This window comes from Desulfobacterales bacterium, from assembly GCA_029211065.1.
Lineage (GTDB): Bacteria > Desulfobacterota > Desulfobacteria > Desulfobacterales > JARGFK01 > JARGFK01.
The window spans coordinates 39153-62999 of record JARGFK010000008.1 but is presented as its reverse complement, the minus strand read 5'-3'; the positions used below and the strand labels follow the sequence as shown (position 1 = coordinate 62999).

General features: G+C 53.5%; 20 protein-coding genes. 11 read left to right on the top strand and 9 right to left on the bottom strand.

Translation table 11 applies throughout. The features are described 5' to 3' along the window. Positions 1-74: 74 nt before the first annotated feature. The 8 genes from P1P89_03395 to P1P89_03360 all read right to left on the bottom strand — a co-directional run bounded on the left by P1P89_03395 (position 75) and on the right by P1P89_03360 (position 9632). Positions 75-1382 carry a phenylacetate--CoA ligase gene (locus P1P89_03395; GenBank protein ID MDF1590538.1) on the bottom strand — a complete coding sequence of 436 codons (1308 nt, stop codon included), beginning with the start codon at positions 1380-1382 and terminating at the stop codon, positions 75-77. Between the two features lie 311 nt (positions 1383-1693). After that, on the bottom strand, positions 1694-2287 hold the full coding sequence (locus P1P89_03390) for an indolepyruvate oxidoreductase subunit beta (GenBank protein ID MDF1590537.1): 594 nt from the start codon (positions 2285-2287) through the stop codon (positions 1694-1696). Between the two features lie 48 nt (positions 2288-2335). After that, a complete protein-coding gene (iorA, locus tag P1P89_03385; GenBank protein MDF1590536.1) occupies positions 2336-4195 on the bottom strand; it encodes an indolepyruvate ferredoxin oxidoreductase subunit alpha in 1860 nt (619 codons plus the stop codon). An 11-nt stretch (positions 4196-4206) separates the two neighbouring features. Continuing rightward, the gene (locus P1P89_03380) at positions 4207-6246 is read right to left on the bottom strand and encodes a 3-hydroxyacyl-CoA dehydrogenase NAD-binding domain-containing protein (protein ID MDF1590535.1); all 2040 of its coding nucleotides are present in this window, start codon (positions 6244-6246) and stop codon (positions 4207-4209) included. Between the two features lie 15 nt (positions 6247-6261). Beyond that, positions 6262-7032: an enoyl-CoA hydratase/isomerase family protein gene (locus tag P1P89_03375; GenBank protein MDF1590534.1), complete on the bottom strand. Its 771-nt coding sequence runs from the start codon at positions 7030-7032 to the stop codon at positions 6262-6264. An 11-nt stretch (positions 7033-7043) separates the two neighbouring features. Then, positions 7044-7478, bottom strand: coding sequence for a Zn-ribbon domain-containing OB-fold protein (locus P1P89_03370; GenBank protein MDF1590533.1), 435 nt, complete (start codon positions 7476-7478; stop codon positions 7044-7046). A gap of 2 nt (positions 7479-7480) precedes the next feature. Further along, complete coding sequence (locus P1P89_03365) at positions 7481-8647, bottom strand: acetyl-CoA acetyltransferase (protein MDF1590532.1); 1167 nt, start codon at positions 8645-8647, stop codon at positions 7481-7483. Positions 8648-8882: 235 nt separating this feature from the next. Next, complete coding sequence (locus P1P89_03360; protein MDF1590531.1) at positions 8883-9632, bottom strand: SDR family NAD(P)-dependent oxidoreductase; 750 nt, start codon at positions 9630-9632, stop codon at positions 8883-8885. 389 nt (positions 9633-10021) lie between these two features. Here P1P89_03360 and P1P89_03355 point away from each other — a divergent pair, with 389 nt between their 5' ends. The 5 genes from P1P89_03355 to oah all read left to right on the top strand — a co-directional run bounded on the left by P1P89_03355 (position 10022) and on the right by oah (position 15772). Beyond that, positions 10022-10576 (top strand): GNAT family N-acetyltransferase, encoded by a 555-nt coding sequence (locus P1P89_03355; GenBank protein MDF1590530.1) that lies wholly within the window; start codon positions 10022-10024, stop codon positions 10574-10576. Positions 10577-10598: 22 nt separating this feature from the next. Then, complete coding sequence (locus tag P1P89_03350) at positions 10599-11234, top strand: hypothetical protein (protein MDF1590529.1); 636 nt, start codon at positions 10599-10601, stop codon at positions 11232-11234. A 211-nt stretch (positions 11235-11445) separates the two neighbouring features. Continuing rightward, positions 11446-13221, top strand: a complete 1776-nt coding sequence (locus tag P1P89_03345; GenBank protein ID MDF1590528.1) for an adenine deaminase C-terminal domain-containing protein — start codon at positions 11446-11448, stop codon at positions 13219-13221. A gap of 245 nt (positions 13222-13466) precedes the next feature. Continuing rightward, positions 13467-14573, top strand: a complete 1107-nt coding sequence (gene had, locus P1P89_03340; GenBank protein MDF1590527.1) for a 6-hydroxycyclohex-1-ene-1-carbonyl-CoA dehydrogenase — start codon at positions 13467-13469, stop codon at positions 14571-14573. Between the two features lie 62 nt (positions 14574-14635). Further along, the gene (gene oah, locus P1P89_03335; GenBank protein ID MDF1590526.1) at positions 14636-15772 is read left to right on the top strand and encodes a 6-oxocyclohex-1-ene-1-carbonyl-CoA hydratase; all 1137 of its coding nucleotides are present in this window, start codon (positions 14636-14638) and stop codon (positions 15770-15772) included. 250 nt (positions 15773-16022) lie between these two features. Here the strand turns inward: oah and P1P89_03330 are convergent, their stop codons facing one another. Beyond that, positions 16023-17564, bottom strand: a complete 1542-nt coding sequence (locus P1P89_03330) for a CoA-acylating methylmalonate-semialdehyde dehydrogenase (GenBank protein MDF1590525.1) — start codon at positions 17562-17564, stop codon at positions 16023-16025. 250 nt (positions 17565-17814) lie between these two features. Here P1P89_03330 and P1P89_03325 point away from each other — a divergent pair, with 250 nt between their 5' ends. The 6 genes from P1P89_03325 to P1P89_03300 all read left to right on the top strand — a co-directional run bounded on the left by P1P89_03325 (position 17815) and on the right by P1P89_03300 (position 23741). Beyond that, the gene (locus P1P89_03325; protein MDF1590524.1) at positions 17815-18546 is read left to right on the top strand and encodes a FadR/GntR family transcriptional regulator; all 732 of its coding nucleotides are present in this window, start codon (positions 17815-17817) and stop codon (positions 18544-18546) included. A 308-nt stretch (positions 18547-18854) separates the two neighbouring features. Then, positions 18855-19988: a TRAP transporter substrate-binding protein gene (locus tag P1P89_03320; GenBank protein ID MDF1590523.1), complete on the top strand. Its 1134-nt coding sequence runs from the start codon at positions 18855-18857 to the stop codon at positions 19986-19988. A 125-nt stretch (positions 19989-20113) separates the two neighbouring features. Further along, positions 20114-20773 (top strand): TRAP transporter small permease subunit, encoded by a 660-nt coding sequence (locus P1P89_03315; protein ID MDF1590522.1) that lies wholly within the window; start codon positions 20114-20116, stop codon positions 20771-20773. After that, on the top strand, positions 20770-22128 hold the full coding sequence (locus P1P89_03310; GenBank protein MDF1590521.1) for a TRAP transporter large permease subunit: 1359 nt from the start codon (positions 20770-20772) through the stop codon (positions 22126-22128). Before P1P89_03315 ends, P1P89_03310 begins: the two co-directional genes overlap by 4 nt. A gap of 42 nt (positions 22129-22170) precedes the next feature. Further along, on the top strand, positions 22171-23499 hold the full coding sequence (locus tag P1P89_03305) for an amidase (GenBank protein MDF1590520.1): 1329 nt from the start codon (positions 22171-22173) through the stop codon (positions 23497-23499). 62 nt (positions 23500-23561) lie between these two features. After that, on the top strand, positions 23562-23741 hold the full coding sequence (locus P1P89_03300; GenBank protein ID MDF1590519.1) for a hypothetical protein: 180 nt from the start codon (positions 23562-23564) through the stop codon (positions 23739-23741). Positions 23742-23847: the final 106 nt, after the last annotated feature.

The window sequence follows — 23847 nt, the reverse complement described above, 5'->3', positions numbered from 1 at the left end:
GGAGGAAGAAGCTAAAGGGCGACTCCTTCCTCCTGAACGGTTGTCATCTAAAAATAATTTACCGCAACAAAGGACTATCGCAACTGCTTGGGTCTTTCATCCACAACCCGCAGGGCTTTTCCTTCACTGCGGGCAATAAACTTGGGTTCCACCAGTTCGACTTCAACGCCGATACCCATCATGCCCTTGATATGACCGGCAACTTTGGCGGCGACTTCAAGGCGTTTTTGAGCCCCGGCCTGATAGACCTCATTTTTGCCTTCGACCTGCACGATCAACTGGTCCAGATATCCCTTCTTGCGGACCACCAGGCGGTACTGCGGCTCCACCTCATCGACTTCCAGCAACAGGGACTCAATCTGGGAGGGGAAGACGTTGACGCCGCTGATAATGAGCATATCATCCGTGCGGCCGAAGACCTTGTCCATCTTGAGCAGGGTTCGTCCGCAGGCACACTTTTCACGGCGCAGCCGGGTAATGTCTTTGGTTCGGTAGCGGAGCATGGGCATTGCGCGGCGCTGTAGCGACGTGAACAGGAGCTCGCCTTTTTCCCCCAGGGGGAGCGGCTCCAGCGTGGCCGGGTCGACGATTTCGGCCAGAAAGTGATCTTCATTGATGTGCAGACCGTCCTGGGCTTCACAGTCAAAGGAAACCCCGGGTCCGCCGAGTTCCGTCAATCCGTAGGCTTCCATCGCCTTGATGTGCATGCGCTCTTCAATTTCACGGCGCATGGAGATGGACCAGGGTTCCGCACCGAAGACGCCCACCTTCAGGGGCAGGGCGCTGATATCCACCTTCATTTCCGCGGCCCGCTCGGCAATCGTAAGGGCATATGAGGGTGTGCTGCACAGGGCTGTTGCACCGAAATCCTTTAAGAGGGTAATCTGGCGTTCCGTCAGCCCTGAGCTGGTGGGAACGACTGCGCAACCCAGCAGGGAGAGGCCTTGATGAAATCCAAGCCCGCCGGTAAACAGGCCGTGACCATAGGCATTTTGGACGATATCACCCGGCCTAATGCCGGCCGCCCATAGGTTTCTGGCCATGCACTCAGACCACTGCGCCAGATCTTCGGCGGTGTAAGGCCCGGTGATGGGTTTTCCGGTGGTGCCTGAAGATGCGTGCACGCGGCGTACATCCTTCATGGGGACGGCGCACAGGCCAAAGGGATAATTGTCTCTCAGGTCATTTTTGACGGTTACGGGAAGCCTGGCGACATATTCGAGGTTTTTAATGTCAGCGGGCTTGACGCCCATCTCCTTGAGTTTCTTCTTGTAAAAAGGGACTTTGCTGGAAACCAGAGAGACGGTTTCCTTGAGCTTTTTTAATTGAAACTTTTGCAGATCCTTTAAGGGCATGCATTCGAATTTGTCGTTCCAGGGCATCGGTTACCTCCTTATGTGATAAAATCCCGTGAATAAAAACACAAATAGCAAGCACCAAATTACAAACAAATCTTAAATTCCAATGTTCAACAACCAAAACTTTCCAAGACGAAATATTGTTTAAATTTTTGAATTTTGGTCATTGGAATTTGCCCTTCGACCCGGCTCAGGGCGGTGAGCCAGCCGAACCGTTTGATAGTTGGAATTTGAGATTTGTAATTTCAAAAAGAAAATCCTCTCTATGGATACCCAAAGCCGGTCCCTCTGGAGTCGGATATTTACTCACCCTACTGCGTCATCCCGTCAAGACGTCAGGCATTTTGGGCGGCGGCAAAACCCAGATCAAATGCCGCTAAGTTGATTTCCTGAAACGATGCTTTCGTGGTTTCTCGAATGGCCTCTTTAACACACGCTCCCGAAAGCGGCAGCGTTCCGGTCTGGAGCAGGGCGCCCAGCAGGACCATATTCAGGGACATGACGTTGCCGGCTTTTTTGGCAAGGGCAAGGGCATCAAATGCAATCAGCTTTGCGGTTTTCGCCTGAATCAGCTTTTGGAGTTGGGCCAGGTCGGGATAGACGCCTTTGCCGATCATCACGGTAAACGGCGGCAGAGGAGAAATATTCGTCACCACGACGGTGTTTTGGTTGCATTTGTTAATGGCCCGCAGTGTTTCGGATGGTTCAAAGCCCACCAGCACATCGGCATCGCCGTCGGAGATGATATTGCTCTTGGCATCACCGAACACGACGGCGGATTCCACCACGCCGCCCCGTTGGGCCATGCCATGTATTTCGCTCATACGGACCGGGATGTCTGAAATAAGGGCTGCTTCCGCCAGCACTTTTGAGGCCAGCAGATTGCCCTGTCCGCCCACCGCGACAATAATGAGTCGTATTATATCCATAAGATCGTTCCTTGTGAAAGTAAGAGAGTTTAGTTCAATTGCATTGTTCTATGCCTTGCTGCGTTTTAACGGCAAAATGGCATTTTCAGGACAAATCTGTGCGCACACTGCACAGCCCACGCACTGGTCGGGATTTATTTTTACCCGGTCTTCATCAATATAAAAGGCCGGACAGGCCAGATCATTGATGCAGTTGCGGTGGTTTTTACACTTGTCGCTGACATAAAACGGTTTTCCCACGGCCTTTTTCAGGCTTTTGAGATGCAGGACGCAGCCTTCCTTTGAAATGACCACCGACACGCCCTGATAGTCGAGGGCCGCCTTAATGGCGCCGATGCTCTTTTTTACCTGATAGGGGCGAATGACCGTAACGTGTTTTACACCGACGGCCCGGACAATGTTTTCGATGGATACCTGCTGAAATCCGTCCATGTTCATCTGGGACATGTCCACCCCCGGATGGGGCTGGTGGCCGGTCATGGCGGTGGTCCCATTGTCGAGAATCACAAGGGTAAAGTTATGATTGTTGAAAACGGCGTTCACCAGGCCGGGGATGCCGGAGTGAAAAAAAGTGGAGTCGCCGATATAGGAAATCACCTTCTGCTTAGTGGCTTTTGAAAAACCGCAGGAGGTGCCGATGGATGAGCCCATGCATATCAGAAAATCTCCCATGGAAAGCGGCGGTAAAAACCCGAGAGTATAACAGCCGATATCGGTGGGGTAAATGGTGTCCTGTCCTTCAGCCGCCTTTCGGACGGCATAAAATGTCGCCCGGTGGGAGCATCCGGCGCAGAGATTCGGCGGACGCGCCGGGATTTCAGGAACATCCGAAAGATCCGGTTTGGCTTTGGCGGAAAAGTTGACGCCAAAATAATCGGCAATGCATTTGCGGACATCGGCCGGGTTGAATTCAAACAGGCGCGAAAAGAGGTCTTTGCCCTTGCCCCTGATGGAAAGGGTCAGTTTTTCTTCCTGGGCCATGGCCTTGACGGCCTCTTCCATGTAAGGTTCGCCCTCTTCAATGATGAGAACTTTCTCGCAATCCTTTAGAAACGCTTTGATCATGGCGGACGGCATGGGATGTGAAAAACCGATCCGCAGTATTTTGGTTTTGTCGGCGATATTTAAATCCATGACGGCGTCGCTGGCGTAGTTAAAGCTGACACCGTTGCAGATGATGCCCCATCTGCCCTTGCCCCGGGTAAAGTTATAGGGGGATTGGTCGGAAATCGCAGCGGCCTTTTCGATGTTTTGGAGCAGCTTGACGTGAAGTTTTCTGGAGACCGCCGGGACGGTGACATAGTTGAAGGGATCCTTTTTAAAATCACCGGTGGTGATTCGCTGAGCGATCTTGCCCAGGGTCACAATTCCGGAAGAGTGATTGATCCGGGTGGTGGTTCTGAGAATGACCGGTTCCTTTAATTTTTCGGAAAGGTCAAACGCATAGGGAACCATGTCCTTGGCTTCTTCAACCGAGGACGGTTCAACAATGGGAAGACCGGAAAGCTTGCCGTAGTAACGGTTGTCCTGTTCATTCTGGCTGGAAAACATAAAGGGGTCGTCGGCCGAGATGATGACCAGTCCGCCATTGACGCCCACATAGGCCAGTGTCATGAGGGCGTCTGCCGCTACATTCATGCCGACATGCTTCATGATGCACAGGCTGCGAACACCGGCATTGGCGGATGCGGCCGTCACTTCCAGCGCCACTTTTTCGTTAATGCTGTATTCAAAATAAAGGTCGCTTTCCTGGGCGATTTGAAACAGATTCAGGGATATCTCGGAAGACGGGGTGCCCGGGTAAGTGGCGGCCAGCGCCACGCCCGCCTCCATGGCGCCCCGGGCGATGGCTTCATTGCCCAGAAGCATCATCTTCTGGCCCGGATGTTCGGTGAGTAATTTGTGCATGTTGTTTCCTTTCACTTCCCTTTAAATTCAGGCCGTTTTCGTCCGAGGGCGGAAAGCCCCTCGAGGGCGTCGGCGCTGGCGAAAATTTCAGCCAGACGATTCAGCTCAATTTCGACGGCCGCAGCCATGGACCGCCCCGCCTGGTCATCAATGATTTCGCTTGAAATTTTAAGTGCCAGGGGCGCTTTAAAGCCGACTGATTTTACAGTTCTGGCTGCGATGTCTTCAGCCACACCCGCCGGCATTTTTCCGGTGAGGAGGTTTGCGATATTATCAGGGCTGCCGAGCCGGCGATAGGATTCAAACGGCTGGGGAATCTCACGCTGCCGGTATTTGTCCGGGAGCCCCTCCTGGAGCAGGGCGCGGATGGTTTCCGAAACTTCGTTCGGGGCGCACAGCCGGGCTGCGACTCCCAGGGCCAGCATATCGGCGGCATTGAGGGAGGCGCCGGTAAAGACGTAGTATTTGGCGAGTTCAGATCCGACCTGGCGTGCCAGTCGCAGCATGCCGCCCAATCCGGGAAAAATGCCGATGCCGGTTTCAGGAAACGCCATGGAGCCGGCCGGGGTTGCCACGATGGCCTGGCAGGCCAGGGCGAGTTCGCTGCCGCCGCCCATAGACAGGCCATCCAGCAGGGCAATGGTCGGTTTGGCGGCGGTTTCGATTTTTAGGAACAGCCCGTGGCCTTTGCGGGTAAAGTCGACAATATCCGCAATTTTATCTGCTTTTATCTTTTCGACAAAATAACGGATGTCGGCGCCGGCAACAAACGCTTTGCCGGCCCCCTGGAAAACGATGCTCTTTACCCTGGGGTCCTCTTCGGCCTTTGTAAAGCAGGATTCCAGCTGCGTGACAACGGTTTCATTCAACGCATTCATTGCCTCCGGCCGGTTCAGCGTGATAAAGGCAACCCCGTCCTTGACCGCCAGGTCGACAAAGTGAAAATAAAAGGGTTTCGCAAGGGCTTTCTGGTCGGCCAGAATTTGCGGCATCTTGAAGTCGGGATATTTTGCGGCAATGGCCTTTACCGCCTGATAGGTTGGGTCGATCCCGATTTTGTTCATGATTTCAAACGGCCCCAGAGACCAGCGCAGGCCGATTTTAGCGCCGCGATCCGTGTCTTCAATCGTGGCGACGCCTTCATCCACCAGGGCGGCGGCCACCCCCAGACAAACGCCGTAAAACCGGTCGATCACAGTCTGGATCCGGGATTCGTCGACTTCCCCTGTTAAATCCCAGTTTTTTTTCTTTTGCAGCTGGGCCTGCAGGGCCTTGGCCGGAGCATAAAAATCCCCCAGTTCGTTTCCAAGGGTCGTGGAAGCATGCACGGCAATGGGGATACCGGTCACATTCATCAGTTCAAAGGGTCCCATGCCGATTCTGAAGGCACGCTTGGCGCCTTCCTCAATGGTGGCGATGCCGGCCAGTCCTTCTTCCAGCATGCGGACCGCTTCATTTAAGAAGGGAACAAAAAAGCGGTTGACCGCAAAACCCGGTTCGTCTTTGACGACAATGGCGGTTTTGCCGTGGAGTTTGGCAACCAGCAGGGAAGTTTCAATGGTTTCAGGGCTGGTTCCGTCATGGGGAATGACCTCCAGCAGGCGGTTTTTGGCCGGATGATAAAAATAATGCAGGCCGATAAACCGGTCCGGACGCGACGTCTGATCGGCAAATTCTCTGACGTAAAAACTGGATGTGTTGGTGGATAGGATCGTCCTGTCCGAACAGATCCGGTCCAGTTTTTTGAAGAGTTCGGATTTTACGGCTTTATCTTCAAATATCGCCTCAATGACCAGGTCTGCGTCCGCGACAGACTCTAAATTGGTGGTGGCCTGGATGCGGCCGAGAATTTCATCCACCTGAGCCGGTTTGATGATTTTGCGCTGGACGCCATCTTGAAGGGTCTTTGTGATATTGGCAAGTCCGCGCTCGACGAACTCCGATTGCGTGTCGATCATCACAACCGGGAGTCCTTCCTGGGCCAATTTCTGAGCAATGCCGCTGCCCATGTTGCCGGCGCCGATGACGCCGATTTTATTTATTTGGGTCATATCGATTTCCTCCCTCTACCGATTTTTCCACTCCGGTTTTCGTTTTTCTTCGAAACTTTTGATACCTTCAAGGGTATCTTCGGTTTTCATGAGGGTATTCAGAAACAGGTCGCTGACACCCTGCAGGGCTTTTGAAAAACTCATGCCGATATGCGCTTTGACGGCCCGCTTGTTCAGGCGGATGATCAGCGGGCTGTTGTCCGTAATCTCTTTAATCATTTTTTCAACCGCCCCGGGAAGCTGTTCGTCATCAACGGCCTGGGAGACAAATCCCAAGCAAAGTCCTTCTTTGGCCGTATAGCGCCGACCGGTGGTACAGATTTCAATCGCCTTGGACGGGCCCACGAGCTGGGGCAGGCGAATGGCGGCATACGGCGGCAGGAAACCCAGCTTGATTTCGGGCTGTCCGAAGACGGCCTGTTTGGATGCGATGATAATGTCACAGGCGATGGCCACTTCCATTCCCCCGCCGAGGCAGGCGCCGTGGACCGCGGCAATGACAGGCACTTCGAGCGTTTCAATCAGCTCGAAGACGCGATCGAATGTGGCAATCATCTCATGGACGGCTTCGGGTTTGTGATCGCCGACCTCGACGCCGGCGCACCAGCTTTTGCCTTCGCCCAATAGGACGACACATTTCAGGCTGTCGTCGGCTGCCAGCGATGCAAGTTCGGTGTTGATCTCGTTCAGCATCTCAATATTGAAAACATTGTGCTTCGGCCGGGCCAGGGTGATACGGGCAACACCGTTATCCTTGACTGCTTTTATATGTCGATATTCGGTCATTTTCCCTCTCTTCATGCTTTTTGAAAAACATAGTTTAATTGGCCGCCGGGCAAGTGGTTGGCCGCTGTTTTCATTTCCATGCCGACTTTGATTTCATTTTCAGGAAGATCGCCTGAAATCCTGCCGAAAACTTTGAAATCATCGTAATCCAGCAGGGCGATCGCGTAGGGCAGATCCCCTTCGAACCCCACCGGCGCATATTGCAGTTTGCTGTAAGTCACCAGCTTGCCTTTGCCGGCAACTTCGAACCACTCCATGTCACTGGAAAGACACTGATAACAGTCGCAGCGCGGCGGAAAGAATACCAGCCCGCAGGACTTGCAGCGGGTGCCCATGACTTTTCCGTCTTCCAGAAAATCAACAAAATCATTTATCTTGGTAATGGCGGTAAAAGTTACCGTTCCGAACTTTTTGAATCGGTCGTCTGTTTCTTTTTTAGCATTCATGTTTACCTTCCTAAAATCGTAACGTTTCCGTATAGTCCCACGCCGCCGATGTTATGGACCAGACCGATCTGGGGGTCTTTGACCTGCATGTCACCGGCTTCATCCCGGAGTTGCAGGACGATGGTCCTGACCTGTGAGCCGCCGGTGGCGCCGATGGGATGTCCCTTGGACAACAGGCCGCCGTCAATATTGACCGGTATGGATCCTTCCTTGTAGGTCTCTTTAGATTGTATCAACTCTTTTCCCTCGCCCGGTTTGGTAAAACCGAGGTCTTCATACGCCATCATTTCAGCGATGGTAAAACAGTCGTGTACTTCAGCGACATCGATATCTTTGGGCCCGATGCCGGCCATTTTGTATGCCTGCCCCGATGCTTCCCGAGCCACGGTCAATCCGTTAAAAAGATTGCGTCCGGCCAGATTCACGCTGGTAGTGGCGGCGCCCAGGCCCATGATCCAGACCGGTTTCTTTGAAAATGCCCTGGCTTTTTCTTCACCGGCGACAATGATGCAGGAACTGCCGTCGGCGTTGGCGCAGCAATCGCCGACGCGCAGGGGGCTGGCCACCGGACCGGCCATTCTGTCCTCGGGATTATGGAACATGTCAAATGTGACCGGTTTGCGGTAGATTGCCTTAGGATTTATCTGGCCGTAGGTGGCGGCTTTTACCCGGATTCGTGCCAGATCATCGGGCGTTGTCCCGTAAGTTGCCATGTGGGACCGGGCGTACATTGCGTAGTAGGCCGGCATCATGGTGCCGAACGGGCTTTCCCACTGAATGTCTGCACCGCGCCCCATCCGCTCCTGGGACTCCGAGGAAGAAATTTCGGACATTTTCTGGAATCCGAGAACCGCCACCACGTCATGAAGTCCGGATTTGACAAGCGAATAAGCCAGCCGCAGGCCCATGCTGCTGGAGGAACAGAGGGTTTCGACATAAAATGTCGGTTGCGGATTAAGACCCAGATATTCAGCCAGAACCCCGGCCGGTGACCGCTGCTTATCATATTCGGGGGCGGAACAGACCACCGACGCACCGATGTCCCTGCTTGTGATGGCGGCGTCCTGCAGCGCCTCTTTAAAGCCTTCGAATACGAGTTCGCGGACGGAACCCGGATAGCTTCGATAAAAGGTACTCTGACCCACACCGATAATTGCAACCTTTCCCATAGGCATTCTCCTGTTCAGCTAAAAACAGCGATGAAGCTGAGTTAACAACCCGACAATTAAATATGTCTTTCCGGCCGCATCCCGCCCTGCGGGAGGAGAGCCGGAAGCCAGAAACGTTTTGAGAATACTGGATTCCCGCCTGCGCGGGAATGACAAAAGGTAATGAAAAGTTTGTTTAATTGCCGTATTAAAAAAAAAGACAAAAAATCAGCGGTAACGATGAATCTGTTATCCGCTATATGTACTGTCCGCCATCGACCTTTATGACCTCGCCGGTAATGTGCCGGGCTTTGTCGGATGCCAGAAAAGAGACCACATGGGCCAGGTCTTCCGGCTGCCCCACGCGCTTTAAGACGATTTCGTTCAAGGCCATTTCAACGATCTTGTCGCGCGAATCGGAGTCCCTGAGCATTGCGGTTTCGATCAGGCCCGGGGCCACGGCGTTGACGTTGACGTTAAAGGCGCCCAGTTCCCGCGCCAGGGCCTTGGTAAAACCGATAATCCCGGCCTTGGAAGCCGAGTAGTTGGTCTGGCCGAATTTGCCGCGCAGGCCGTTGATGGAGGTTATGTTGATGATTTTGCCGGATTTTTGGTCTTTGAAGAGCGGCGCAACCTGACGGGTAAAGTTGAAGTAGCCTTTGAGATTGACCTCAATGACCCGGTCCCACTGCTCCTCGGTCATTTTCCAGGAGACACCGTCCCAGTTCATGCCGGCGTTGTTCACGAGGATGTCAATACGGCCGAATTCAGCCAGGGCGGCCTGAACAACCCGCTCGGCATCGGCAAAAGAGGAAATATCACATTGCAGGGCCAGGGCGTTGCGCCCCAGTTGGCGGATTTCATCGGCGACTTGTTGTGCTTCAGTCTCATGTTTGCGGTACGTCAGGCATACATTGGCGCCTTCCCGGGCAAGTTCAACAGAAGCTGCGGTTCCGATCCCCTGGGAACCGCCGGTGACGATTGCGTTTTTTCCTTCTAAAAGCATTGCATCCTCCACTGATACGAGTCTAAGTATGATGTCGAAATTATTCTGAAGTTGAAATCGATCAGATATTCAGCACGTTACTATTGATGACCGCCGGAACTTGCTTGCCGGAAAATTATATAAAAAGAACAATACCCATAAATTTAAAGTAAAAATATATTCGTACAATTCTGAGTTAGTCAAGAGAAAAGTCTGAATATCAGCTGATAAAGCTTTTTGCAAAGAATTTCCCATTAAAGTTAAATAATGCGGTATTAACGACAGAAATCAGCTATTTGTCCGGTGGCGTGACTATCACGGCTAATTCAGTTGACAGAACCGGCGCAGGGTTGTTAGAAGAAATCACTGGAGCAAATACCAATCGTGCCATAAATTAAGGAGGATCGGCGGTGAGGTATCCCAAAGAAGTCGTGTTGAAAGAGGGCCGTGAGGCCGTTATTCGTCCTTTGCAAAAGGATGATGAGGCATCTCTGCGCCGGTTTTATGCCGGCATTCCGGAGGGAGACCGGTGGTTCATGCGCCATGATGTCATGGACCCCGGGGTGATCGCCAAGTGGATGGATGAAATCGATAAAGACAAAGTTTTTTCGATCATTGCACTTTCGGAAGAGCGCATCGTCGGCCATGCCACCCTGCATATGCGGAAGTTCGGCTCCACCCGGCATATCGGCCGCTTTCGCCTGATGGTACTGCCGGAATTCCGATACATACGACTGGGGACCTGGCTGCTGCTGGATCTCATTCAACTGGCCATGGACAAAGGGCTGAGCGAGGTCCGCTCCGATTTTGTCGTGGGTATCGAAGAAGCCGCCATTGAGGCCGCCCACAAGTTTGATTTTTTTGAAAAAGCGGTTTTGAAAGACTATGTCAAGGATCAGCAGGGGAATCATCACGACCTGTTAATCATGATCAAACGGCTGCATAAACGCTGGGGAGACTATTGATCATTCCGGACCGGGTGCCTTTATGAACGATATCCCTCGCTTCATCAGATGGCAAACACCCCAGGGGAGTGTGGCGATCCGCTCCCGGTGTACAACCCAGGAAATTCGTACGTTAATTTTCGACAAGCAGTTCGGCACCCACGCCCATTACAAATCCCTTTACACCCGGCGTGACAGCCTGGAAAAAAACGCCGCTTTGCCGGATGCCGACGTCACCCTTGCCTTGACGGATCACAACCACATCATCGGTTTTGGCGTCCTGGCATATCCCGAACCGGGTGAACGCTGGAACAGGCTGGGGCCGCGGCTGATGATGGAAGTTAAAGCCATCGAGGTCAGCCGGAGCTGGCGGTCGGCCGGGGTGGCCAGGGGTATCATCCAGATCATGATGAGCCAGCCCATGATCGAAGATAAAATAATTTATATGGTGGGCTACTCATGGACCTGGGATCTGGACGGCGCCGGCCAATCGGCACAGGCCTATCGCCGGATGCTCATCAGGCTTTTTGAGCCCTGTGGATTCCAGGAGTATCAAACCAACGAACCGAATATTTGCCTGAAACCGGAAAATATCATGCTGGGGCGAATCGGCCGCAATGTAACCAAAGAACAGAGGGATAGTTTCAAGTGGCTGCGGTTTAATTTGTTGAATACGTGATTTCGGCATGAACTTAGTTCGTTTCTGAGTGGAGCAATGGCATATTGGATTTATGGAATGATGGAAAGGGGCTTAACAGGAACTGTCAGTTTTATTATCCAATATTCCAACATTCCATTATTCCAAGTGTGTGGCGTTGCCAGAGACTGCATTAAGATTAACAGGATTTCAATCAGTTATACTTAACGATACATTTAGGAAAGGTAGTTTCTTGAACCTTAAGCGACCCAACATTTCGGGCCGAAGGGACCTGATTCAGTCTGCCCTGGGGCAGCAGCCGGTGGACCTTTATATTCAAAATGGACGTTTGCTGAACGTCTATTCCGGTGAAATTCTGGATAATTGGAATATTGCCGTAAAAGGCCGCTCGATCGCCTATGTGGGTCCGGCCAGAGAGATGATGGGCCCGGCCACAACCGTTTTGGATGCCGAAGGGGCTTACCTGGTGCCGGGGTATATCGACCCCCATGCCCACATCGATTTTTGGGCGAATCCCCTGGCCCTGACACCGTACCTGCTGGCCGGCGGTACGACCACGGTCATGGCCGACCCCCACGATATCGTCGGCGCAACCGGTCTGCCGGGCCTGGAACTGCTCCTGGCAATGACCCGGAACCTTCCACTCAAGTTCTATTTCAGCCTGCCGGTTTCCTCGCCGCCGTTTCCAAAAATCGAAGGGGAAGACGTGGTACCTCTGGCCAGTATGGCCGGCTATTTGCAACGGGAAGAAATTCTGGCTCTGGGTGAAGTGACGCCGTGGGTTCGACTGATTGAGGGAGAAACAGAGCTGCTTCAGAAGTTCAGACTGGGCGAAACAAACGGCCGGCGGATTGAAGGGCACACCGCCGGCGCTTCATTCAGTAAACTGAATGCACTGGTGGCAGCCGGTCTGACCTCCTGCCACGAGGCCATTACTGCTGAAGAAGCACGGGAACGTCTGCGGTTGGGACTATCCGTTATGTTGCGGCATGGGTCGATCCGCAGCGACATGGCGGCATTGATCGGTTTGCTCACAGACGGCGGCGGATCCGCTTCCCATCGCATCATGTTTACTCCGGACTGGAAAAGTCCTGGGGACATACTTTCCCAAGGCTACCTGGACCACTTAATCCGCCTGGCGATCGAAAAGGGGGTTGCCCCCATCCGGGCGATTCAGATGGCCACCTTGAACCCGGCTGTTTATCTGGGGCTGGATCGCAAGGTCGGCGGCCTGGCGCCGGGGCGGCGGGCGGATATTCTGCTGGTTGATGATCTGGCTGAACCGACGCCGCGGGTTGTGATTGCCGATGGGAGGATGGTTAGTAGAGACGGAGAGATGCTTTTTACCTCTCCGCCGTTGCCGCCGTCGGCAACCCGGATTACCTGGCTGCCCCACCGGGCGATTCCGGCCGGAATCAATCCTGAAGATTTTACGGTCAGGTCGGGTTCGCAAAAGGACCATGTTACCCTGCCGGCCATCGCCATCGTCGACAAAACCATCACCCGGCGGATAGATGTCACCCTTCAGGTCAGTGCGGGCCGGGTATTGCTGCCCGAGGACAGGGACATATTAAAGATCAGCCTGCGAAGACGGGACAGATCCGGCTTTGTTACCGCTTTTCTGACCGGTTTCGGTGCAAAAATCGGGGGCCTTGCCGCCAGTGTCGCCCATGAGATGCATCAGCCCATCGTCATGGGCTGCCGCGAAGACGATATGGCCGCAGCACTGCGGCATCTGAAAAGAATCGGCGGCGGAATCGTCCTGGTAGAAGAAAAAAAGGTGCGGGCGCAAATACCCCTCCCCATCGGAGGGCTGATGTCGACGGAGTCTTTGCCGGTTCTTGCAGACCAGATGCGTTCCTTAAAAGACATCCTCACCGCCATGGGATGCCCCTTGGAAGATCCGGTTTTTACTGTCGGATTTTTAACTTTTTCAGCCCTGCCCTGGATACGGCTGACACCCGGCGGGCTGCTGGACGTCAAGCGGCTTGAGATAATATATCAGTAATATTTGAGTGTTTTAAAAATTAAGGCGCTTACAAAAAAATATTGACAATCACGGATGCTTATAATTACATTGTAGCTATTGTAGCTAAATTGTAATTTTCCAATCAACAGTCGGTGTTGCCGGCCGTTCGTATCAGTAATGGGGATGGGCATTGCAGCCCAATTGCCAATCATCTGAAATAATTAATTTTTAATACAGGATAAGACGATAGCTAACAAAACAAAAACATATAAAGGAGGGATAAGATGACAGCAACACCGGACAAAATTATGACCTGGCAAATGATTCAACCGGCCTCCCGCAACAAGGAAACCGGCGAGGTGACGCCCGGTAAAATCCAAAAATCGGAGATACCGGTTCCGGAATTAAAGCCCGGAGAGGTCCTTGTGGAAGTTGCCGGGTGCGGCGTTTGCCATACGGATCTGGGGTATTTTTACGACGGCGTTCCCACGGTATCTAAACCACCGCTTACATTGGGTCATGAAATTTCCGGCACGGTTGTGGCCGGCGATGCCGCCTGGATGGGCAAAGAGGTGATTATTCCCGCCGTCATGCCCTGCCGCCAGTGCATTTTATGCAAGACCCGCCGGGGAAACCGCTGCCTGAATCAGAAGATGCCGGGAAACAGCCTGGGAATTTACGGCGGTTTTGCCAGCCACATTCCGGTCCCCAGCGTTGATCTGTGCGAAGTCAAAAACCGCGGCGATATACCGCTGGCGCATCTGGCGGTGGTGGCCGATGCGGCCACGACCCCTTATCAGGCCGCCAAACGGGCCGATCTGCAGCCGGGCGACAATGTGATCGTTATCGGGATTACCGGCGGGGTGGGGCAGTACATGGGCCAGACAGCCAAGGCGCTGGGGGCCAAAACCGTTGTCGGAATTGCCCGGAATCAGGAAAAGCTGGATCGGGCGCTTCAGTACGGCGCTGATTTTTGTATCAATTCAACCGGCAAAGACTCCCGGGCGGTTTCGGATGAGTTCAGAGGATACTGCAAGAAGAACGGCCTGCCGAGCTTCGGCTGGAAAATATTTGAAATTACCGGCGCCAAAGCCGGACAGGAGATCGCCCTGACCCTGCTCAGCTTCGTCGGCAAGCTGGTCGTCGTCGGCTTCGGCATGGCCAAGGTTGAATATGCCGTCGGTCGCTTAATGGCATTTGACGCGGATATTTTGGGGACCTGGGGATGTCTGCCCGAATACTACCCCATTGTATTGGAGATGATCTTGAAGAAGCAGATCAACATTGAAGCATTTGTTCAAACCCGTCCCATGAGCACCATCGACGCAACGTTCGAAGAGGCCCACAAGGTGTCTCCTGATCAGCGGATCGTTTTGACGCCTGATTTTTAACAGATGAAGTTTATTTGGCAACGCAATTAAAAACCGAAAACAATTAATAAAGGAGAAAAACTATGGCTTTAGAATGGATGCCGCGAGACAATCACGCAAAAGACCATGCCCTGCATACCGACGGTCACTGGGGGACGGAAGCCCCCTGCGTGGTCTACGAGAAGCGCCCCCTGACGGACCCGGGCGGCAAGGTTGTGGACAAACTGTTCGTATCCTGGATTCGCCTGAACAATCCTCGGCAGTACAATTCGTACACCACGGAAATGGTTAAAGGTGTTATCGCCGGTTTTGAAAATGCTTCTCTGGACAGAAGCGTGGTGGCGGTTGTTTTTACCGGTACAGGCCCCTATGCATTCTGCACCGGCGGCAATACAAAAGAATATTCTGAATTCTATTCCAGAAGATGTGATGAATATGGTCAGTACATGGAGCTGTTCAACCACATGGTCGATTCCATCCTGGCGTGTAAAAAACCGGTGATTTGCCGGGTTAACGGCATGCGGGTTGCCGGTGGTCAGGAGATCGGACTGGCATGTGACATCGCCGTAGCTTCCGACCTTGCCATTTTCGGCCAGGCCGGTCCCAGGCACGGTTCAGCCCCGGCCGGCGGTTCCTCGGATTTCCTTCCCTGGTTCCTGAGTGCAGAAGATGCCATGTGGAACTGCGTATCCTGCGAGATGTGGTCGGCCTATAAAATGAAAGCAAAAGGAATGCTTTCCAAGGTGGTTCCGGTTCTTAAAATCGACGGTCAATGGGTCAGAAACCCCACGATTGTCACTGACAAATATGTTGAAGACGGAGAGATCGTTTACGGCGAATATAAATCCGGACAGGCCTTCAAAGACGGCCGGGAGATTCTCAAACAGCATCAGGAAAAAGCCGACTTTGAACTTCTTGACAAAGAGGTCAACAATGTCATCTGGAAGTTTGCCAACCTGTTCCCGGGTTGCCTGATTAAATCCATTGACGGTATCCGTCAGAAAAAGAAATTCTTCTGGGATACAATGAAAAATGACCACAGACATTGGCTGGCCGCAAATATGAGCGGCGAAGCCTTTTTGGGTTTCGGCGCATTCAATACCAAGAAAATCACCGGCCAGGATACCATCGATTTTATCAAGTTCCGACAGAATGTGGCCGACATGAAAGCTTGGGATATGGATATGTTCGCCGAAGTGCTGGGAAAACCGAAAGAATAGGATCGATAAAAAGTTCTGATGATACGACAGGCGGGCTTGTGACACAAAAGCCCGCCTGCTTTTTTGATTTTTGGAAGGATTGTTTATTCGCCTTCGCCTGAGTACCCTGCTGCTTGCAGCAGGGATGAAAGGCGAGGTGAACCGCGACCGAAGCTCAACTGAGCGAAGGCGGGTTAAAGCTACGGCGCAATTCCGCTTTGATACCCCGCAGCTTGTCGAAGATCCCGGTTTATCGGGGCTGCGGGGAGCTTCATTTTTTACCCGCTTCCGGCAGGCAGGCCATGGTGCCATCCCAGGTGTCGACTTTTTTACATCCAGAGTCATCCTCCGGGAACCAGGTGCTGGTAACGCATTTGGTTTCGGTGTAAAACGAAAAACCGTCCTTTCCCATAACGTGCAGATCTCCGAAAAAGGAATCCTTGTGACCGGTGAATCCGAAGATCCCCACCGGCACCGGGATGCCCACATTGATCCCCACCATGCCGCCGTCGGTCCGTTTGGCGAATTCCCGGGCGTAATGACCGTTCTGGGTATAAATGGCCGAACCGTTGGCAAAGCGGCTGCTGTTCATGATCGCAAGCCCTTCCTCAAAATTGTCCACCCGTTTGATGCAGAGCACCGGCCCGAAAACCTCTTCCCGGCCGATGGACATTTCCTCGGTTACATGGTCAAAAATCGTGGGGGCGATGTAGAAGCCGCCTTCATAGCCGGGGACCTTGGGATTGCGCCCGTCCAGCAACAGCCGGGCGCCCTCATCCACGCCGGTTTGAATCCAGTCGGTTACGAATTTGAGATGCCCGGCATTTACCACCGGACCCAGGTCGGTGATTTTTTCGTAGGCAGGCCCCAGCTTCATCTCGGAAGCAAACTTGACCAGCAGCTGAGCCAGTTCATCGGCAATGGCGTTTTCCACCACGACGGCCGGAAGCGCCATGCAGCGTTCCCCGGCGCAGCCGCAAAACGCATTGATAATACCGCGGGCGGTGCGCTCCAGCTTGCAGTCTCGCAGGACCAGGGCATGATTCTTGGCTTCACACAGGGCCTGCACCCGTTTGCCGTTTGCCGCTGCTGTGGCGTAAATATGCTGCCCAACCTTGGTTGAACCCACAAAGGATACGCCCTTGACCGCCGGATGCCTGAGCAGAATCTCAGCCTGTTCGCGTCCTGTGGTAAGGACGTTTAGTACGCCATCCGGGAGTCCGGCTTCCTGCCACAATTCCATCAGACGCAGGGAACTCTGGGGCACGAAACTGGCGGCCTTTAACACCATGGTATTTCCGGCGCCCAGGCAAATGGGGGTCATCCAGCCGTGGGGAATCATGGCCGGAAAGTTCCAGGGGGCAATCCCGGCGAAAACGCCGACGGGGTGATGGTAAAGCGTGGTATCATAGCCCCGGGAAACGTTCATCAGGGATTCGCCTTTCATGATATGGGGCGCGCCGCAGGCAAACTCGATCACTTCGTTGACCTTGAGGACGTCGCCCATGGCTTCATCCCATTTTTTGCCCTGCTCCATCGCCAGCAGACGGGTCAGTTCATCCAGATGTTTTTCCACCAGGGCCTTCATTCTGAAAAGCACCTGCACCCGGTTGTTGACCGGCGTGTCCGCCCAGGCCGGATAGGCCCTCTGGGCTGCCAGAATGGCGGATTCCACTTCGTCCGCCGTACACTGGGGCGCCCGGGCAATCACTTCACCCGTAGACGGGTTGTAACAATCCATATAACTGGAAGTCTTGGATTCCAGCCACTTTCCATCCGAGCAATATTTTAACTTTTTGGGATTCGCAGGCATTATATTCACTCCTTTCGCTTACTTAAAGGCAACAGTATTTTTTTCGGTTCGATCTGCAAAATAGTATCGGCGCAGGATCTTCAAGGGTGCGCGCGGATAAATCAGCTTTCTGTTCATACAAAACGACAAGGCTTATTGCAATACAAATATTAAAATTGTGAAATATTAGAATATTTGTTGACAATTGAAGTTTGCCCTAATAAATAATCGGTATCCAAACAACAATTCGCCCCAGACTCTCTGAGGAATTATGTTCAAATCCATCACCAGCAGCAAGGCGCCCCAGAAAATCATCAACCAGATACGAAATGCGATTTTAAAAGGAGAGATCGGCCCGGGGCAAAAACTTTATTCTGAAAAAAAACTGATGGAAGAGTTCGCCGTCAGCAAGTCCACCCTCAGGGAAGCATTGAGAACCCTGGAAGTCATGGGGTTGATCGAAATCAAAAAAGGGGCCAAGGGGGGAGTCTTTGTTTCCGAAGTGGATATGAAGACAACCCAGCAGAGTCTGGTCAACTTTCTTTATTTTAAAAATGTCTCAGTATATCATCTGTCGGAAATTAGAAAAGTCCTGGAGCCATATGTCGCTAAGATAGCCGCCGATGCCATTCGACCGGAAAAACTTATGGCGTTGAAAGATATCAACGACAGGTGTACCCAGGCCCTGGAGCAGGGGGATACGGAAAAGGTCGAAAAGGATATTATCCGGTTCCATCGCGTCATCGCCAATTGCTCGGAAAATCCCATTCTCGTATTCATTTTAGCCTTCGTTGAAGATCTGCTGGAAGACATCAAAAAGCAGTTGAGACCCGACAATGATTTTTTTCAGTCGGTGTTGGCGGCCCACATACGCATTTATGACGCCCTTGCCGAAGGGGACGCTGAAAAAGCTTTCAGCGAAATGTATAAAGATGTCTCAAGGGTTGAAGCGTTTCTGGCTCCGATGCAGGAAACTTTCATCAGACAGCTTGAAAAAATATAACAGATTGGGTTTGTGCTACGACAAAAGCGATGGTAAAGGATCGTTGTAAAAAAGCACTTGACACTGTGTATAAGACAATCTATGACTTTAAGAAAAGATCAAATTGCATAAATTGTGAAATATTAGGATATTTGAGTAAGCCATGACCGGGTTGTTGAATATCCGGTTTGCTGTGGAAGGCGTATGATGATTTTCGTTGTCGGAAAGATGCTGCTTGCCCATTAATGCGGGCAAGCGTCGGACGTTTTCCTGACCTTCATTGCCAATCGGGAAAACAAACCATTAACTTTTGAGAAGGGGGTATGGTTATGAAAGAAGTGAAGAGCGAGAAGATCGGACGTCGTAAGTTTATCAAGAATGCAGCGGTAGTCGGAGGGGTTGCAGCCGCGTCAACACTGGGTTTTCCGATGGTATCCCGGGCACAGACAGTCACCTTGAAGATGCAAGGCGCCTGGGGCGCAAAGGACATCTTCAACGACATGGCCATGGACTATGTAGATCGCGTCAACGCGATGGCCGGCGGCCGGCTGAAGATTCAGTATCTGATTTCAGGCGCCGTGGTTGCCGCCTTCCGCGTTCAGGATGCCGTTGATAAGGGCGTGCTTGATGCCGGACATCAGGTGTCGGTTTACTGGTACGGCAAGAGCAAGGTGGCATCGCTGTTCGGCACCGGCCCCGTCTTCGGCCAGAATGCTCACCAGGGACTGGCATGGATTTATTACGGCGGCGGCTTGGAACTCTATCAGGAACTCCTCAAGGCGCTGGGGCTCAACATCGTCGGCTTCTTTGCCATGCCGATGCCGACCCAGCCGCTGGGCTGGTTCAAGAAACCGATCAAGAGCGCCGACGACATGGTCGGCCTCAAGTACCGCACCGTGGGTCTGGCAGCCGACCTGATGCAGGCCATGGGGTTGAAGGTTACCCAGCTTCCCGGCGGCGAAATCGTGCCGGCCCTGGAACGCGGCGTTATCGAGGCTTTCGAGTTCAACAACCCGACCTCGGACAGAAGCTTCGGCGCCCAGGACGTGAGCAAGGTCTACATGCTGGGAAGCTTCCATCAGGCCGCGGAATTCTTCGAGATTCTCTTCAACAAGACCAAGTACGATGCCCTGCCGAAGGAGCACCAGGCCATTCTGAGATATGCAGCCGAAGCGGCCTCTTCGGCCAATTACTGGCGCGGACAGGATCAGTACTCCAAGGATCTGCAGTGGCTGAAGAAATCAGCGGGCGTCGGCATTTACCGCACGCCGACATCGGTTATGAAAAAGCAGTTGGAAGCTTGGGACAAACTCCTGCCGGATCTGGAGAAAGATCCGTTCTTCAAGAAGGTTGTGGCGTCACAGAAGGAATTCGCTTATCGTACGGCATACTACGATATTCTCAACTCATGCGATTACAAGCTGGCCTTCGATCATTACTTCCCCGGCGAGCTGGGATTCTAATGCGCCGGTTTTGTACCTGAACAAAATTGTTGAATACAGGGACGGCGCGGCGCTGACGGGCGCCGCGCCGAACTTGTACGTATAAACCGCAATACATTTATAGTCAGGACTATAAGGATCACAACATGAATCGTTTTCTATTTTTTATCGACCGCATGAGCCAGTGGGTGGGTAAAGCCTTTGCCTGGACCATCCTGGTGCTGTGCCTGGCGACCACTTACGAGGTGTTTGTCCGCTACGTCTTGCGAAATCCCACTGCCTGGGCGTTTGATGTCAGTTACATCATGTACGGCACCCTGTTCATGATGGCGGGCGCCTACGCGCTTTCACGAAATGCGCATGTGCGCGGCGATTTTGTCTACCGGCTGTGGCCGCCCCGGATACAGGCCTCCATCGAAATCGTGCTGTACTTTATATTTTTCTTTCCCGGCGTCCTGGCTTTAATCTATGCCGGATATGATTATGCCGCCGAATCCTGGGGGTACAGGCCCTATGGATTCACCGGGCCGATCGGGGAAATCAGCATCAACAGCCCCGCCGGGGTGCCGGTGTTTCCCCTGAAGACCGTCATACCCGTGGCCGCGTTCTTTCTACTGCTGCAGGGAATCGCGGAAGCCATACGCTGCGTGCAGTGCATTAAAACCGGCGCGTGGCCGACGCGGTTGGCGGACGTAGAAGAAATGGAAAAAGAACTGATCGAAAAGCATCGCAAGGAAGAAGAGGCCCGGCTGGCGGCTGAGCAGGCTGCCGGCCAGAGCGCAGAAGGAAAGGAGGAGGCCATATGACTGATCCGCAAGTCGCCATGTTGATGATGGGGTCCTTTATCCTGTGCATCCTCCTGGGCTTTCCCATTTGTTTTACGCTGGTCGCCATGGGCGTGGGCTTCGGCTATTACGCCTATGCCTCACCGGACCAGATGTCGCATATCTTCCAGAACCAGATTTTCGATCTGCTGGTCAACCAGACCTATTCGGTTATGATCAACGACGTTTTGGTGGCGGTCCCGCTGTTCCTTTTCATGGGGTATATCGTTGAACGCGCCAACATCGTGGAGCGGCTGTTCTATTCTCTGAATATTGCCGCCCGCGTCGTACCCGGCGCCATGGCGGTTGCAGCCCTGGTGACCTGTGCCGTCTTTGCCACCGCCGTCGGCATTGTCGGCGCCGTGGTGACCCTGATGGGCCTCTTGGCGTTTCCGGCCCTCTTGAAAGCCGGCTATGATGAGAAGCTGGCGGCCGGTGTCGTTTGCGCCGGCGGCTGCCTCGGCATCCTGATCCCGCCGAGCATCATGCTGATCGTTTATGGTGCGGTGTCCGGCGTCTCCGTGGTAAGGCTGTATGCCGGTGCGTTGATTCCCGGGTTTATGCTGGCCAGTCTCTATATTATGTACGTGATCGGTCGGGCCGTTCTGAACCCCAAGCTGGCGCCCAAACCGCCCAAGGAACAGTGGGATATTCCGACCAAAGAGCTTTTCGTGATGCTGCTGACGTCGTTTGTGCCGCTGGCCGTTCTGATCCTGTCGGTTCTGGGGGCCATTCTGTTCGGGCTGGCGACCCCCTCCGAGGCCGCATCCGTGGGGGCCTTCGGCAGCATCGTCCTGGCGGCGAGCTATCGCGAACTTACCTGGGACCGCCTGAAACAGTCGGTCTATCTGACGACGCGCACCTCGGCCATGGTCTGCTGGCTGTTCGTGGGCTCCTGGACTTTTTCATCGGTCTTTTCCTACCTCGGCGGCCATCATGTCATCGAAGAATTTGTGATCGGCCTGAACCTTCCGCCGGTCTTGTTTCTGCTGCTGGCCCAGGTCATCATCTTTCTTTTGGGCTGGCCCCTGGAGTGGAGCGAAATCATCATCATTTTTGTTCCGATTTTTCTGCCGCTGCTGGATGCCTTCAAGATCGACCCCTTGTTTTTCGGGATTCTGGTGGCACTCAACCTGCAGACTTCGTTCCTGACGCCGCCCATGGCAATGTCGTGCTATTATCTGAAAGGAATCGCGCCGCCCCATATCCAGCTGACCACGATTTTTAAAGGGGCGTTGCCGTTTCTGTTCATGGTGATCATTGCCATGGTTGTTTTGTATCAATTCCCGATCATAACAACCTGGCTGCCGGACATGGTCTACGGCGTGCCCAAGTAGCGAAAGAAAAGCCCCTTTTGGGGTTTATGGATAAATACAAAAATGGATTTGCCTCTGATCAGTGCCGTTGAAGCGGCAGCAGCCATCCGTGACGGTCGGATCACCTCTGAAGAGCTGGTGCAGGCCTGCCTCGATCACATCGCGACGACTGAAGATAAGGTCTGCGCCTGGGCCCATCTGGACCCGGCGCATGCCTTGGAACAGGCCCGGGCTGTGGATCGCCTGCAGCGGGAAGGCAAGCCCCTGGGTGCGCTCCATGGCGTTCCGGTGGGCGTCAAGGATATTTTCGATACCCATGACATGCCCACCGAGGACGGTACGGTGCTGCATGCCGGACGGCAGCCCCAACAGGATGCCGCGGCCGTCGCCCGGTTGCGGGCAGCCGGTGCGGTTATTCTGGGAAAGACCGTTACCACCGAGCTGGCGGTATACGCACCGGGCAAGACCCGCAACCCGCATGATCTGGAGCGGTCGCCCGGCGGTTCTTCGAGCGGTTCGGCCGCAGCGGTGGCGGCGGGCATGGTGACGTTGGCTGTCGGCACGCAGACCAACGGATCGGTCATCCGGCCGGCATCTTACTGCGGGATATTCGGCTTCAAACCCAGTTACGGCCGTATTTCCCGGCACCGGGTGCTTCAGCAGTCCCGTCCCCTGGACCAGATCGGGGTGTTTGCCCGAACTGTGGAAGATACGGCGCTGATCACGGAACAGCTCATGGGGTTTGACGAACACGACCCCGATACGCGGCTGCGGGCCCGTCCGCCGCTGGTTAAGACCGCAGCCGAGGACCCGCCTTTTCAGCCGCGGCTGGCATTCGTCAAAACGCCCATGTGGGATCAGGCTGAGTCTGACACCCGGGAAGCCTTTACGGAACTGGTCACGCATCTGGGTGAAATTGCAGATGAAGTCGCACTTCCGGAAATTTTCAACGATGCGGTTTTGCTGCATCGTACGATCATGGAAGCGGACCTGGCCCGGAGCTTTGCGCCGGAATATGACCGCGGCAAGGACAAGCTGAGTGCCATCCTGCGGGAGATGATCGAGCGCGGGCAGAAGGTGTTGGCAAAAGATTACAACCATGCGCTGGGCCGGATACCGGTTCTCAACCGTGCGTTCGATAATATATTTGACTGGCATGACGCCATATTGACGCCTGCCACGACCGGGGTGGCGCCTGTCGGTCTGGAATCGACGGGCAGCCCGGTTTTTTGCACCATTTGGACGCTGTGCGGAATGCCGGCCATTACGCTGCCCATCCTGCAGGGCGCAGCCGGCATGCCGCTGGGGGTGCAGCTGGTCGGTGTGAAAGGGGATGATGCCCGGCTGCTCAGAACGGCCCGCTGGCTGACGGCGTATGTTGCCGGCGACTAACGCAACAGGCAGAAAAAAACAGTGGTTTCAGAAGAAAGTTTTTGAAAGGAGCATCGTAACTCATGAGCAATATAAGCAATATAATCAGCGGAGGAATCGCAGTGTCATTGGCCTTGGTATTTTTGCTTTACTATGCCATCCGGCTGCATTCCATTCCGCTTTGGATCATCATTGTGGCCAATCTTGTCTTACTCGTATACGACTTCTATAAATCGATCAAGGAAGGCGAGGAGCATATTTAGCAAAGCGATCTGGTCACCACCGGTATGGGAATACGATCATACCGGTGTTCGGATTTGCGTTGGCTCGAGATATTGATCCTGAAATAATGCAGCGTTAGGCGCAGGC

Bases quoted from the DNA above. Each gene is read 5' to 3' on its own strand.
- P1P89_03370 (MDF1590533.1), bottom strand. From the start codon at position 7,478: ATGAATGCTAAAAAAGAAACAGACGACCGATTCAAAAAGTTCGGAACG.
- P1P89_03350 (MDF1590529.1), top strand. From the start codon at position 10,599: ATGAACGATATCCCTCGCTTCATCAGATGGCAAACACCCCAGGGGAGT.
- P1P89_03315 (MDF1590522.1), top strand. From the start codon at position 20,114: ATGAATCGTTTTCTATTTTTTATCGACCGCATGAGCCAGTGGGTGGGT.
- P1P89_03330 (MDF1590525.1), bottom strand. From the start codon at position 17,564: ATGCCTGCGAATCCCAAAAAGTTAAAATATTGCTCGGATGGAAAGTGG.
- iorA (MDF1590536.1), bottom strand. From the start codon at position 4,195: ATGCACAAATTACTCACCGAACATCCGGGCCAGAAGATGATGCTTCTG.
- P1P89_03300 (MDF1590519.1), top strand. From the start codon at position 23,562: ATGAGCAATATAAGCAATATAATCAGCGGAGGAATCGCAGTGTCATTG.
- P1P89_03375 (MDF1590534.1), bottom strand. From the start codon at position 7,032: ATGACCGAATATCGACATATAAAAGCAGTCAAGGATAACGGTGTTGCC.
- had (MDF1590527.1), top strand. From the start codon at position 13,467: ATGACAGCAACACCGGACAAAATTATGACCTGGCAAATGATTCAACCG.
- P1P89_03395 (MDF1590538.1), bottom strand. From the start codon at position 1,382: ATGCCCTGGAACGACAAATTCGAATGCATGCCCTTAAAGGATCTGCAA.
- P1P89_03320 (MDF1590523.1), top strand. From the start codon at position 18,855: ATGAAAGAAGTGAAGAGCGAGAAGATCGGACGTCGTAAGTTTATCAAG.
- P1P89_03325 (MDF1590524.1), top strand. From the start codon at position 17,815: ATGTTCAAATCCATCACCAGCAGCAAGGCGCCCCAGAAAATCATCAAC.
- P1P89_03365 (MDF1590532.1), bottom strand. From the start codon at position 8,647: ATGGGAAAGGTTGCAATTATCGGTGTGGGTCAGAGTACCTTTTATCGA.
- P1P89_03310 (MDF1590521.1), top strand. From the start codon at position 20,770: ATGACTGATCCGCAAGTCGCCATGTTGATGATGGGGTCCTTTATCCTG.
- P1P89_03305 (MDF1590520.1), top strand. From the start codon at position 22,171: ATGGATTTGCCTCTGATCAGTGCCGTTGAAGCGGCAGCAGCCATCCGT.
- P1P89_03390 (MDF1590537.1), bottom strand. From the start codon at position 2,287: ATGGATATAATACGACTCATTATTGTCGCGGTGGGCGGACAGGGCAAT.
- oah (MDF1590526.1), top strand. From the start codon at position 14,636: ATGGCTTTAGAATGGATGCCGCGAGACAATCACGCAAAAGACCATGCC.
- P1P89_03380 (MDF1590535.1), bottom strand. From the start codon at position 6,246: ATGACCCAAATAAATAAAATCGGCGTCATCGGCGCCGGCAACATGGGC.
- P1P89_03360 (MDF1590531.1), bottom strand. From the start codon at position 9,632: ATGCTTTTAGAAGGAAAAAACGCAATCGTCACCGGCGGTTCCCAGGGG.